Annotated in this window: 15 protein-coding genes; 1 reads left to right on the top strand and 14 read right to left on the bottom strand. The window is 53.5% G+C overall.

Annotation, left to right across the window (positions count from 1 at the left end; translation table 11 throughout):
• Positions 1-166: 166 nt before the first annotated feature.
• The 13 genes from H6507_08670 to H6507_08610 form a co-directional block, all read right to left on the bottom strand.
• Positions 167-1,168, bottom strand: a complete 1,002-nt coding sequence (locus H6507_08670; protein ID MCB9369162.1) for a Gfo/Idh/MocA family oxidoreductase — start codon at positions 1,166-1,168, stop codon at positions 167-169.
• Entirely contained in the window at positions 1,161-1,394 is a 234-nt protein-coding gene (locus H6507_08665; GenBank protein MCB9369161.1) for a hypothetical protein, read from the bottom strand. Before H6507_08665 ends, H6507_08670 begins: the two co-directional genes overlap by 8 nt.
• A 47-nt stretch (positions 1,395-1,441) precedes the next feature.
• The gene (locus tag H6507_08660; GenBank protein MCB9369160.1) at positions 1,442-2,911 is read right to left on the bottom strand and encodes an oligosaccharide flippase family protein; all 1,470 of its coding nucleotides are present in this window, start codon (positions 2,909-2,911) and stop codon (positions 1,442-1,444) included.
• 123 nt (positions 2,912-3,034) lie between these two features.
• Positions 3,035-3,889, bottom strand: coding sequence for a chemotaxis protein CheX (locus tag H6507_08655; GenBank protein ID MCB9369159.1), 855 nt, complete (start codon positions 3,887-3,889; stop codon positions 3,035-3,037).
• Between the two features lie 31 nt (positions 3,890-3,920).
• Entirely contained in the window at positions 3,921-4,298 is a 378-nt protein-coding gene (locus tag H6507_08650) for a response regulator (protein MCB9369158.1), read from the bottom strand.
• Between the two features lie 154 nt (positions 4,299-4,452).
• A complete protein-coding gene (locus tag H6507_08645) occupies positions 4,453-5,598 on the bottom strand; it encodes a PLP-dependent transferase (GenBank protein MCB9369157.1) in 1,146 nt (381 codons plus the stop codon).
• A 305-nt stretch (positions 5,599-5,903) separates the two neighbouring features.
• A complete protein-coding gene (locus tag H6507_08640) occupies positions 5,904-6,998 on the bottom strand; it encodes a cobalamin-independent methionine synthase II family protein (GenBank protein MCB9369156.1) in 1,095 nt (364 codons plus the stop codon).
• A gap of 58 nt (positions 6,999-7,056) precedes the next feature.
• Complete coding sequence (locus H6507_08635) at positions 7,057-7,800, bottom strand: OsmC family protein (GenBank protein MCB9369155.1); 744 nt, start codon at positions 7,798-7,800, stop codon at positions 7,057-7,059.
• Between the two features lie 218 nt (positions 7,801-8,018).
• The gene (locus tag H6507_08630) at positions 8,019-8,378 is read right to left on the bottom strand and encodes a DsrE family protein (GenBank protein MCB9369154.1); all 360 of its coding nucleotides are present in this window, start codon (positions 8,376-8,378) and stop codon (positions 8,019-8,021) included.
• Positions 8,379-8,609 (bottom strand): sulfurtransferase TusA family protein, encoded by a 231-nt coding sequence (locus H6507_08625; GenBank protein ID MCB9369153.1) that lies wholly within the window; start codon positions 8,607-8,609, stop codon positions 8,379-8,381. It abuts the gene before it with no gap.
• A 53-nt stretch (positions 8,610-8,662) separates the two neighbouring features.
• Positions 8,663-8,806 carry a hypothetical protein gene (locus H6507_08620; protein MCB9369152.1) on the bottom strand — a complete coding sequence of 48 codons (144 nt, stop codon included), beginning with the start codon at positions 8,804-8,806 and terminating at the stop codon, positions 8,663-8,665.
• A gap of 164 nt (positions 8,807-8,970) precedes the next feature.
• On the bottom strand, positions 8,971-10,401 hold the full coding sequence (locus H6507_08615) for a hypothetical protein (protein MCB9369151.1): 1,431 nt from the start codon (positions 10,399-10,401) through the stop codon (positions 8,971-8,973).
• A gap of 8 nt (positions 10,402-10,409) precedes the next feature.
• The gene (locus H6507_08610) at positions 10,410-11,012 is read right to left on the bottom strand and encodes a penicillin-binding protein activator LpoB (GenBank protein ID MCB9369150.1); all 603 of its coding nucleotides are present in this window, start codon (positions 11,010-11,012) and stop codon (positions 10,410-10,412) included.
• 164 nt (positions 11,013-11,176) lie between these two features.
• Here H6507_08610 and H6507_08605 point away from each other — a divergent pair, with 164 nt between their 5' ends.
• The gene (locus H6507_08605) at positions 11,177-12,211 is read left to right on the top strand and encodes a PA0069 family radical SAM protein (GenBank protein ID MCB9369149.1); all 1,035 of its coding nucleotides are present in this window, start codon (positions 11,177-11,179) and stop codon (positions 12,209-12,211) included.
• 11 nt (positions 12,212-12,222) lie between these two features.
• Here the strand turns inward: H6507_08605 and arr are convergent, their stop codons facing one another.
• Entirely contained in the window at positions 12,223-12,966 is a 744-nt protein-coding gene (gene arr, locus H6507_08600; GenBank protein MCB9369148.1) for an NAD(+)--rifampin ADP-ribosyltransferase, read from the bottom strand.
• Positions 12,967-12,972 lie beyond the last annotated feature (6 nt).

Below are 12,972 nucleotides of genomic sequence, written 5' to 3'. Positions count from 1 at the left end.
ACAAAAGGTGATCTCTGCAAGTAACAACACAAAACCCGCTTTGTCAAGCGGGTTTTGATAACTATTTCCCCCCGATCCTCCGGGGGATAAAAGAAAGGTAAGCTCCCAATCACAGGGAAGCCCTTAGGCTATTGCGTCAGCGCACAGGGTCCAGCGTCCACGCTGGCTATTCTCTCCCCGTCGCAATTTCCGTCGTGCCGATCTTCTCCAATATCTTCACGGCAACTTTCAGCGCATCAAGTCCGTCCTGTCCGGTCACTGGCGGCTCCGTTCCATTTACGATCGCATCGAAAAATGCCCTCTGCTCCATGTCAATGGCGTTTCCTTCAGGCGCACTTGGCGCACCCATCAAGATTTTGCGCTTGACGGCGCCTTTCTCGATTTCGCCCAGCATCAAAGTTCCCGCTACGTGCTCTTCATCCGTGTGTGCGAGTCTGAATTGCTGCACCTCACCTTTGGCAAAATCCAGCGAAATATAACTGTCTTCCGAAAACATTCTGAGTTTGCGCATCGGGTTCGCGCTAATTCGCGACGCCGTGACGTTCGCCACACCGCCCGACGGAAAAGTCAACCTTGCATTGGCAATATCCGCCGCTTCGCTGATGACGGCGACGCCCGACGCGTCAATCTGCGACGGGAACTCGCCCATCAATTTCAAAATCAAATCCAAATCGTGAATCATCAAATCCAGCACCACGGCCACGTCCGTGCCGCGCGGCTTGAATTGTGCGAGCCTGTGCGCTTCGATAAATTTCGGATGCGGATAGTCTTTTCCCAAAGCGCGAAACGCGCGGCTGAATCTTTCGACGTGACCGACTTGAATCACCAGCGCCTTCGTCTTGGCCAAGGCTACAAGCTCTTCGCCCTCGGCCACGGTCGTGGTGATGGGCTTTTCCAAAAAAACGTGCTTGCCCGCTTCAAGCGCTTGCTTCGCCACGGCAAAATGTGACGACGTTGCCGACACCACCATCAGAGCGTCATTATGTTCAATCATATGCTCAAGCGAGGGAGCGGACAGCCCGCCGAATTGTTCGGCAACGGATTGAGCTTTGTTCTTATCCGTGTCGAAAACACCCGTCCACATTACGTCCGTGTTCGCGGACAAAAGCCTGCAGTGAATAGTCCCCAAATACCCCGCACCGACAACACCAACTCTTAAATTAGTCACGTGAAATAAACCTCATGTGAAAATATATGGTCAATCCCGCGCACAGAAAACACAGAAACGCGAGAATTAATAACGGCATTGCATTTAGCGGCTCATTCGAAACCATGGGGTCGATCACCAGCACGGCCGCAATGATTCCGGTGATGCCGGCGGCAATGGCAAAAAAGTTTCGCAGTTTGCGGTTGCGGCGGGTGGATTCTAATCGGTCAAATGAAGGAATCTGCACGGGAAGTCCTCACCGAAGTGTGGCGGATGCGAAGAATTGAATCAGGATCATCCGCGTTTTAGCTTGCTGCGCAGCAGCGCAATGTCCTCTTTCGACACAAGTCCAAACGTAATCACAGCGGCGGTGTACAAAATCATCATGGTCGCGGCATAAACGGCAAATCGCCAAAAGGTAGTTTCAAACGGAACGATTCCCAAAACCGGCAAAGCCAAAGCTCCGCAAACGACGGCCGTGGCAAGCAGCTTAAGCAAGAATCCCCACGGCAGCACGCGTGCGATGCTGGAGTCCGTTCTCTGTGCAATCCTCAAAATCATGTAACTGAAGATGATATACTCGGAAATAACGAACCCTAATGTAGCCCCGATTGGTCCAAGGTAGTGCAGAAGACCGAAACTAAAAGTCAGCACCGAAGCCAACATCGCGAATGACGCAAACATCACGTCTCGTGACGCGCCCAGTGTAAGCAGCAACTGGTAGTGTGAGGTCACGCGCATCGGAATCAAACAGCCGATAATCAGCATCGGTATGGCCCCGTCGATGTACTCGGCTGTAAACAGAATCGTGAAAATCTCGCGGTGCTGAAAAAGTATCATCGTGAAGATCGGATACATAATCAGCGCAATCCGCCTTACCCACAGATGCAGCAAAGCGAAGTACTCCGCGAACAACCCCTGTGAAGCAAACCTGCTGAGATGCGGGACCTGCGAATCCGTGATGCTGTAAGGAATCTGCGGCACGAACGGAAGCTCCCGCGCGCCCACCGAATACGACGCGAACACCTCGGGCGTGTAGTACGTGGAAACAAATATCTTATCCATTTCCACGGAGAGTTGTCCGGCGACCGTCATCGCGCTGACGTGCCGCGAATACTTGAGTTGTTCGTCAAACCCTTGCTTCAACGGCACCAGTGCCGGACCCGCCGCGCGCAGATACAAATACACCACTACGACGAATTGGATCACCGCAAAACCGTTCAGCGCAATCAGCAGTGTTCGCAAGTCCGCATCCATCCACACCAACAAGGCTAATGAGGCGAAGCGCAAAAGCCCCATGCAGAACCGCATGGTTGCCAAAACCGCCCGTTGATCCGCAGCCACCAGCATCGGGGTGATAATGAACATCGGAAAACCCAGCCCGAAGAACGACGTGAACAACAGAGCTTCTTCGGACAGTTTGGGCGAATGGTAAACATTCGCGGCAAGCCCCAGCCCAAAAAAGAAGACCACGGTGGCGACAGCGCCGATAGATAGCGCCAGCCACATCGTGCGCCGCGCGATGGCGCCGCGCTCTTCGGGTTTCGCGATACTGACGAAGTAGAACAGGCTTGCCGGCAGCCCAAAGATCGTAATATTCCAAACAATTGCCGCGAGGGACATAAACTGCCGCCAACTGCCGAAATCGTTCTGCGAAATCAGCCGCACAAGCACAATCGTAAAGAGCATATTGAACGCGCCTTCCGACAAGCTGCCAAACAGGTGGATGAGAGTTCCACCCCGGTATGTCTTGGTCTCAGCCATGCTCGGCAGGTCTGCGGAATCTGTTCATCCCCAAAGGTAGCAAAATCACGGAGAACCCGCAAGTTGAATGCAAAAAAGGCCGGGGAAAACCCGGCCCGTCTTGCACATCCTGTTCCTGACTGTCTATCCCTGCTTATGTCTCAGACACACGAGAACGTCGAACGGATCTCCTTCTGCGCTGAACTCAATCACAAATACCGGAATTCCTCGGGGCTGCGCGGCGGTATGCGGTCCGCCGCTGAAAACCTGCGGAATCGACAAGCTAAAGGAGTTTTTCGTGTTCACCAACTCGGCTTTGGCGGCGCCGGCCACGACGTTCATGAATTCGCCCACGCCGTCACGAATATCTTCTTCCGAGAGTTCTTCCAATTCCATGGAGAGCATTTTTGCGACGATTTTCGTGGCAAGCTCTTTGGAAAAGGTCACGGACACGAAACCTTCCGCATTTCCCGTCAGTCCGATTGTTCCGGAGTAAAAGCCCTTTGACGTGGCGTCCTGTGAGATCCTCAGCCCGGTGCGCTCGCAGCCCATCCCAGCCATCTGCTTCAGCGTTTCAACCGTGCCGGAAACAAACGGATTGACATAATCCGCATCTACCGACAATGTCTCGGTCGAGCGTGCGACACCCGCATATTTTGCGAGCTTCTGCGACACGTCATGCGGCTGCAGCGGAGTTATTAAGATGTCCGCGGCATCGCCACCGACTAAGTTTTGTGCAGTGTACTGGCCCGTATGGCTGGTCACGATTACGATCGGGCAAGACTTTTCGCCAGCCTGTTCCTTCATCGCCTTCAGTCTTTGCGTGCCGATTTCGCCTCCGTCGGGCCAGAAAAACAGCGCAAGGTTGAACATCGACAGCCGCGAAGCCGCTTCATCGTGATTAACTCGTTCCACCTTGACGTCGTGTTCCTCAAGCAGGCGGGTCGCAATCTGCTCCTGTAGTCTCGGAAACCCGATCAAAGCAATTTCTGCGCTCATAGTATGGTTGCCCTCAATCAAATAGGTGGATTTACGCGGAGATCATGGCCATGCTCTCCTGAATTTTCAGGGCGAGCATTTTCTGGTCAAAAGGCTTGGTTAAATAGTTTTGTGCTCCGGCTGCGAGTGCTTCCTTCACAAAATTCATGTCCGCTTCAGATGTCAGCATCATCACGACGATGTTTTTTGTTCTCGGATCGCTCTTCACTGCCTTAAGCACTTCAAGCCCCGTCATCCCCGGCATGTTCCAATCCAAAATGACGAGCGACACTTCGCTGCTTTTCTCGGCTAACGTGGCCAGCGCGGCGGCTCCGTCCGCCGCCTCAAGGACGGTGTGACCGAGTTCCTCGCAACTGCGTTTTACAATGCGGCGGATGGTAGTCGAGTCATCCACGGAAAGGATAGTCATGGCTTTCCTCAATAATTCGATAAACTTCAATTTTTACCAAAGGAGCAGCACGACGGCCCTCCAACGGCCAGAATCAGAGCAAAGCACAGACCATAAAACAGCAAAAACGCCCGACTGACACAATCAGCCGGGCGCTTTAAGTTTAGCTGCATGACTACTTCAGCTTTGCGAAGCCGTTTTGCAAATCCTGTCGCAGATCATCTACGTCCTCGAGTCCAACAGAGAGCCGAATCAGCCCATCGGTGACGCCTAACTTTTCCCGTAGCTCGCGCGGAATCGTCGCGTGGGTCATGATCGCTGGGTGGTCTGCCAGAGACTCAACTCCGCCTAAAGATTCAGCCAGTGCAAACAGATGTAAACCGCTTACGAATTTGCGTGCGGCTTCAAGTCCGCCCTTCAGTTCGAAGCTGATCATTCCAGCGAATCCGCTCATTTGGCGCATCGCGAGTTCCTGCTGCGGATGCGATTTCAAACCCGGATAGCGCACCCAATTGACGTGCGTATTCATCTCAAGATCTTTCGCAAGAATAGCCGCGTTGGCCTGATGACGTTCCATGCGTACCGCCAGAGTCTTGATGCCGCGCAGCGTCAAGAAACAGTCCATCGGTCCCGGCACCGCGCCGCACGCGTTTTGGATGTACTTGAGTTTCTGATAAAGCTCTTCGTCACTCGTGACAATCGAACCCATTACCACGTCGCTGTGACCGTTCAGGTATTTCGTGACGCTGTGCATCACCATGTCCGCACCGAGCGCGAGCGGCTGCTGAAAATACGGCGTCGCGAACGTGTTGTCCACGGCAACCTTGACTCCCTTCGCATGTGCAATCTTCACAATCGCGGCAATGTCCACAAGTTTCAACAGCGGATTTGTCGGAGTCTCAAGCCAAATCCACTTAGTCTGTGGGGTGATGCTCTTTTCAACCACGTCGAGGTTGGTCAAATCCACGAAATCCGAGGCGATGCCCTGTTTCTCACGCACGTATTTGAAGATGCGGAACGTCCCGCCGTAGACGTCGTCGCCGCAAACGACGTGATCTCCCGCAGAGAGCGTCGCAATCAAACAATCCACCGCGCCCATGCCGCTCGAAAAACACAACCCGAATTTTCCGCCTTCAAGCGTAGCAATAGACTCTTGCAGCGCCGCGCGCGTGGGATTATCCGTGCGTGAATATTCGTAGCCAAGATTCTTGCCGAGTTCCGGCTGCACGTAAGTGGACGTCTGAAAAATCGGCGTCATAATCGCGCCGTTAGAAGGATCGGGACGAACGCCCGCATGCAAACAAAGTGTGGAGAATTTCATGTTCTTTTTCTGTATTTCCCCCGGTCTTCCGGGAGGACAAAATGGGGGGTAAAATGTAGGTCTGTAATCTCACCCCGCGCTGCGCGGGGGGATTAAGGGGGGTCATTCTAAACGTGTACTACCGTCGGCCTCCGGCCGTCGCTCTTGCCGCCGAGCGGCAATTAAGCGCGTCAGCGCAGTTCCCCGCCGGAATCTGTGCGCCGTTGTGGGTCTCCAGACCCGCAATGGCGATTGCTCGCGGCGACCTTTTATCTCCCCCCAAAATCCACGAAGTGGTTTTGGGGGGACTAAAGGGGGCTTCTGAATTAACGTAAACTCTTCGCTGCCAAACTCAGCGCCGCGAGCTTCTTCTCCGCAGTCTCCCAATCATTGACGGGTCGGTCGGAGAAGGTTCCAAATCCGCAATCGGGATTCAAGAAAATTGAGTTCGGTGCACGCTTTGAAAGCAGCGGAGCAACTTTGGCTTTTACGAACTCGGCGGTCTCAAGCTCACTCGTGCGCGGATTCATCACACCGAGTCCAATCTCTTTGTCTTCGGGCAGTGCGAGCAAACTCTCGACGGGACCGGCGCGGTCGGTGGCGAATTCAAGCACGAATTGCGAGACGTTCATCTTTGTGAAATACGGAATCAGCGGATCGTAAGCTCCCGCCAGCAGCACGTCGTCATTGCGGCTCCAATTGCCGCGGCAGACGTGCAAGCCCGTTTTCACGCCGCCCACTCCGTCGACAACCTGATTGAGCAGCTCGACGGCGAAGTTCAATTCCTGATCTGGCGAAGCCTTCTCCGAGAGCGCCGCGCACATAAACGTATGCGTCGCATGCGGGCCCGCGAACGCGACTTCGGAGAGCACCGGTTCGTCAAACTGCACAAAATAACATCCGGCATCGCGCAGCGCAATCAACTCGTCGCGCAGCATCTTTACGACGTCCGCGCCCAAACTCTCTTTGGTGGGATAGGTGTCATAAGAAAGACTCTTCACCCACATCGAACGAGTTAAAAGATAAGGTCCCGGCAGTGCGACTTTGACGGGCTTGTCCGTCAGGCCGTGCACATAGTTGAATTCTTCGAGCGCGAGCGGCTTGCGCACGGTGATTTTCCCATCGACGACCGGATTGTGAATCGCAAACGCGGGCACGTCGAGCGACTGCAAAAGTCTCTCGAAGGCTGCCTTATCTTCGACGTAATCGAGCAGATCGGCGAGCGACAGCAGTTTGATGCCGTCTACGCAATCGGCGATGAACGAATAAAAATTCTCGCGGCGCATTTCGCCGTCAGTGATGATGTCGATTCCGGCGCGCTCTTGCAAAGCAACTGCCGCGCGCACGGATTCGTCGGAAACTTTCTGAAACTCTTGCTCGGAGAGCTTGCCTTTGCGCTTCTTCTTCAGCGCGTCGCGCATCTCTTCGGGTCGCGGCAGACTTCCCACAACGGTGGTCGGCAAAGTAGGTAGAGTGTGATTAGTCAAGTGAATGTACCTGCAAATTAAGTTTAGCGCCCCGAAACAACGTGTTCGTCACGGGCGATACGCGGAGTGTATACTCCCAAAGTTCGCGAATTTTTGCGAGCGGAGCGTCGCTTTCGACGTAAGCCGTGCCGGAAATTTCTTCAAGCCCCGAGTGTCCCTGCTCATCGAGTCCCAAAAACACGAGCAGGTTGTTCGGCTTTGCGTTGAGCGACAGCTCAATTTGGTCGATCTTTACACCTTCGCGCGACGCGTGGATTTGCAGCCCCATCACCAAGCATCCGCCGAGTGATCCGAGCAGATATTCCAGCGCGCTCGGTGCAATGTCCTGCACGTCGAAGCTCGCCGGTTGTCCGACAGTGAAGCTGTGGTTGCGCGCATAGACCGTCGAAGTCATTTCCCCCTTCCAACGGATGCGCGTCTGAAATTTGTACGCGCGCGCTTTGGCAAGTTCGGCGTCCACGTCCTCTTGCTCTCCGCCGCGCTGCACAAAAAAACTGTTAGTCTCCGATCCCTCTTTCCACCCGAGATACGGATTCTCCGTCATGCGGCACCAAGCAGGCAGGTCGTTGCACACGGAGAGTTCAGTCGAGCGAATTTCGAGCACTTCGCCGTCGGGAACCTGGTCCATCGCCTTGCGAATAATCAGCAAGAGCCCCGAGCCGCAGTCAAGATTTCCCCCGTCGCACACATGCGGCGTAGCAATCGGTTGTTCGAGTTGTTCGAGATTTTCGCTCATATCAACTTCCGCCGAGCCGGGTTAAGCGCAGCGCAACCCGGTCGGAATCCGCCTTCATATTTCATAAATCGAATGTTAGAATCAATCCAACGGGCAGCATCATCGCACTTTGCTTAGTTTCGAGTGCCTTGGTTTCTCCCCATCCAAGCACTCCCTTGCAAAACGTGCAGCATCTGCTTGCCCGCTGGAAGCCCTCCGGGCTTAGCCCCGGGGACCCATCAATACGTAATCGACGTGCCGCCGGTCGTAAGGAACTCGACGACTTTCGCTCCACCGACGATGGTGGTGTTTCCGGTCAGTGATCTTTCGTTCAGTCCGCGCTTCTTGAAACACGGGCTGCACAACCAGATCTGTCCGCCTGCCGCGATGTAGTTGTCCATCAGCTCTTTGAGCGGCGCGAATCCTTCTTCGTGAATGTCATCCGCGTAGCCCGGCTGCGACAGTCTTACGCCTTCGACGGAAAGAAACACGACGGTTTCCTGTCCCGAAGCGACGGAAGCATTTGCGACCACGAACGCCACGGTGCTCATGTCCGTATTGTCCTTGGCGTGAGTCAAGCTCACCATGAATTTTGCCATTCAGTTCTCCTTTTTTTGAATGAGGTAGTGATGTCCATCATCACCGGTTTCGGCTTCGATCAATTTATGTCCGGTCATATTGCACCAACTGGGAATATCTTCACGCGCGCCGGCATCGAGCGCATGAAGATCGAGTATTTCTCCGGGCGAAACCTCTTTCATGGCTTTCATCAAAGCCATCATCAAGTCCCCGCATCCGAGGTCTTGCGTATCAACTGAGTGAGTTGTCATGAATTGGAAAGTAGGGGCGGCAGGCGTGCCGCCCGCTTAGGCAGGCAGTGAAGTTAGAGCAGCAAAGGACCGAGAGTGGTGAGATTCTCGCCGAGCCGGATTAAGTCCGCGCAACCCGGCCGGAATCTGACGTTGCAAACGCGGAGATGTCTGAACGCATTGTCATCCTGAACGCACTGAAGGATCTTGTCAGGCAAGCCAAGATTCCAAGCGCATCGATTGTTAAGAAATTTCTGTCATCCTCTGTAAGGATCTAGCCAAGCAAACCACTCACTCCAAGCGAAATACGAGAATCCAAATCCCCCGCGCGACATCCTTTATCCCTTATCCTTTGCTCGCCATTGGGATTTGGAATTTTCCGTTACTTCCAGCACCTCGCTCTGAGCACCGTCAGCTTTCCCGGTTTCACATCCACCGTGGGCAGGTCGTAGCGCAGGAGCGATTCGCCGCCATGGCCTTCGAAGACGACGCGGAGGTCGCTGTGTTCACCGGGCGGCAATTGAAAATCGGCGACGTAAATTTTGTCAGGAAGGGTTTCCCACGAGCGGGTATCGGCGGCTTCCGTGGCCGCGCCCAGAAGATTTACGCCCAAACCGAGAATTGTGCCGAGCGCTTCACTGTCCTTCTTGCCCGCCTTCTCGGCGGCCTCTTTCGCGGCATATTTTATGATGCCTCTAACAATAGCTCGCGCTGCAATGGCGGGCATCCGGTCATCGAGGTCTTGCTTCAAGATACTCCCCACGGGGGCCGCAAGTTCCGCCAATTTGTCCACTCCGCTGCCTCTGACGGAAACCTCATAAACATCCGTGCCGTACTGGTCAGAGGGATAGTAGGGCAGAGCAACGCGCAGAAGATAGTCCAGCTTCGCTTCATCATAGTGGTCATATCTCCGGCCATACACGTCATAGGCATAGCGCTCGCGGTCGTCATTGTTAGCCCACGAGTGCTCGTCGTATTTCATGATCGGAAATACGATATTGTCTTCGCGGATTTGCGGCGCAATCCCCGCTTCACAGAGCACGACAATTCTTCCCCAATTCGGATCGAAATCCAGATCCACGTCAGGGCACCGTTCTTCAAGCATCTGCTCCTGCTCGCTGGATCCCACTTCCCTAAGCGCAGCATAAGTCGCGCGGCAGAGATAGCCCGGCTCGTCAATCCCGTAGTAGGGATAGAGTTCCATCGCGTGTTTGTACGAAATCCATGCGTCGTTGTCTTGACCGAAGGATTCATACATCACGCCTGAAAACCACTGCAAAAACGGATCGTCTTTATACGTGTGCTTCGACTCGCGCGCATTGACCTCAAGGTAACTCGCAATGCGCCGCCCTTCCACAGTCGCGGCACTCAAATCCCCTTTTTCGAGATACGCCACGGCCTGATAATAGTGCAGCATCGCCTTGTCAAACACGGTCCCTTGATAAGCCCGCACACGGTCCGAAGTCGTCAGCGACGCCGCTTCCCGCGAAAGGCTTTTGGTCAATCTCTCTTCGGAGAGCTTGTCGGCTTCTTTGAAAGATTTCAGAGCAAGATCATACTTGCCCGCTTCAAGCGCGAGCAACCCAAGATTTAAGAGTTCATCGACGCGCTGTGTGTTCTTCTTGACTCCCTTTTCATACGCGGCGAGAGCTTGCTCCGTGGACGTTGCGCGCAGCTCCGTCCGTACCTGCTCCATCAAAAGCGTCCGCTTCCCCGCGCATCCGAAGACGAGCAGCGTTGAGAACAGCAGCGCACAAATTATTGAGCCGCGGCGGCAGGTGTCTTCACCTGCCCCGCTAACCGAGAAGTTCATGTGCGCGTCTAAGGCTTATAGTTCTTGCGCGCGATGTACTTCTTGATCTTCTTTTGGCCGATCCAGACTTTCTCGTTGGACTGCACGTCCGTGAGCGTCAAATCAACTTGATAGAAGGCGATTTTTTCTTTGCCTTCTTGATCGAGAATCTTATTGATCTCACCCATCAGCATATAGTCCGCGCCGAGTTCCAGCCCGAATTCCTTCATGGTCTCAAGCGACGCGTTCGCTTGCTGATCTTCGCGCTCGTCGCGTACGCCGCCGCGCTCGTCCGCACTGGCCACAACTCGCACTGTTCCCGAATTCACAAATGCGCGTTCAATATCCCCCACAAACGTCCCTGTCGCGATATGCTCGTCTGACAGATTGCGAATATTGCCCACAATCACGGCGGGGTTGGCGCCCTTGTCACGCAGGAAATTGGCCAGCCAGCGTTGGCTAAGCGCGTCGGAAATCATCTCGTCAGCGACCAGTCGGCTGTCCGTGTCATTCCAATTTCCCGACAAATCCACCGTTTCCTCGACGTCAATCCTCGACACTTTCTTGCCGCTCGAGCAGGAGATCAGGCTAACGCTCGCCAAAGCGAGCACAAGAATCCACAGAGTTCTCATTTTCAACTCCAGAAAATTTAGTTAGTTGCTTGGGGAATTGCCCCCAAAGATTAATTACCCAATATATACACTCTTAGACACGCTTTCAACCACTAAGTTGAGTCATGTCCCTTGTTTTCAAGGGGGATTTTTTGTAATTTTGAACATATGTACAATTTAGAATTATGAAGAATCAAGGCCACATTCCTGTCATCAGGAGGATTTCCAATCCCCCCAACCCGTTTCACTCGAACTGGGTGGACTGGATTGACTCGCCTCCTCCGGCCAAGTTGGAAGTATATCACGAACATGTTAAGAGTATCTTGACGCGCGTGGACAGTCCCGATATTGGCGGACGCTGGAGTCTCAATCCGTATCGCGGCTGTCAACACTCGTGCGCGTATTGCTATGCGCGGCCCTTTCATCAGTATCTCGACTGGGGAGCGGGGACGGATTTTGAGCGAAAGATTGTGGTGAAGATGAACGCCGCCGAAAAATTGCGAGAAACGTTGTGCAAGAAAGGTTGGCGCAAGGAGAGTATCGGGTTTTCGGGAATCACGGATTGCTATCAGCCATTGGAAGCGCACTACGAAATTACGAAACAGTGTTTGGAAGCCTGTCTCGATTTCAAAAATCCGGTTGTAGTTATAACGAAGGGCGCGCTGGTCGTGCGGGATATTGAATTGCTGGTAAGATTGCAAGAGGCGACCGGCAAAGTCGGTGTGGGAATTTCGATTGCGTTTGCCGACGACGAGATGTCGAAGAGACTCGAACCGGGTACGCCGCGACCCTCGACGAGATTCAGAGCTTTAGAAAAACTTTCGGAAGCAGGAATCCCGACGACGGTGGGAATTGCGCCGATTATTCCGGGACTGAATGACGATCAGATTGTGGAAATTTTGGAGCGCGCCCACGCCGCCGGTGCAAGAAAAGCGTTTAAGATTATGCTTAGGCTGCCCGCCGAAGTCAAAGATATTTTTCTGCCGAAACTGGGCGAGCAATTTCCATTAAGATACGAGCGCGTCATCAACAACGTCAAAAACCTCCGCGGCGGGAAACTCTATACGAGCGAATTTGGGAAACGCATGAAAGGCGAGGGGGAAAAGTGGGACGTGATCGAAGCGCTGTTTGATCTGACGTGCAAAAAACTGGGGATGAACGTGCGCGAAATGCAAAAAGAAAGCGCGCCCGAGACGCGCGCGCAATTGGGGTTGTTCTAAGTTTACCCGCATTAGTTGACGATTTCTCCTTTATTGTTCGCAAGTCTTTCGCGCCACTTTAGGAGTTCATCAGGCGTTAGTCTTTTCCAATCGGTTACTTCACCCACGATTTTCAACGGGGCCCGAGTGCGATACGACCGAGTGGGATTGCCGGGGAACAAATTGTTCGTGACGTTGGGGTCATTTTCAAAGCGCCCCGTGGGTTCGACCACATAAACACGTTCACGTCCCACACCATTCGCAAGTTCAGCAGCTAATCCCGCACCGTTGGCAACGGCGGTAAAGTAAACATGATTCATGATGAGTTCAGCTTTATAGTTGGACTCATTTCCAGCGGTCAGCGAGTCCCCAATCTGCAAATTCGCTTTCGTCCCATGGTAAAACGGCCCTGTGTCGGATGGTTCGTCCGCGCACCGGGCCGCTAATTCAAGATTCTCTTGCGACTTTTCGGAGTCGCCTAATTCCTCGTAGCATTTTGCAATGCTTGAATAGAGAAGAGGGAAGGCACTCTTTACTCTGTCGTCGTTTACTTTTAATGCAAGCTCCAAATTCGTTTCAAGCCAACGCAATTTGTCGGTTGAGTCCGGTTGATGCCGGGCTACGAAGTGGGCAGCGATAAATCTCTCAAAGTCGTTTGTTGCTTCATTCCAAGCTCTCAGGAAAAACGCTCGTGCTTCTTGCAGCCTGATTTGTTTTTCGCTCGCGATACCTTGAAGACAAAGTCTGACAATATGGTTGTTTTGGCCAAATTCCATTCCGTA

The sequence above is a fragment of the Calditrichota bacterium genome (assembly GCA_020637445.1).
Lineage (GTDB): Bacteria > Electryoneota > RPQS01 > RPQS01 > RPQS01 > JABWCQ01.
Note: the sequence above shows the minus strand (reverse complement) of the source record. Positions and strands in the feature narration are given on the sequence as shown.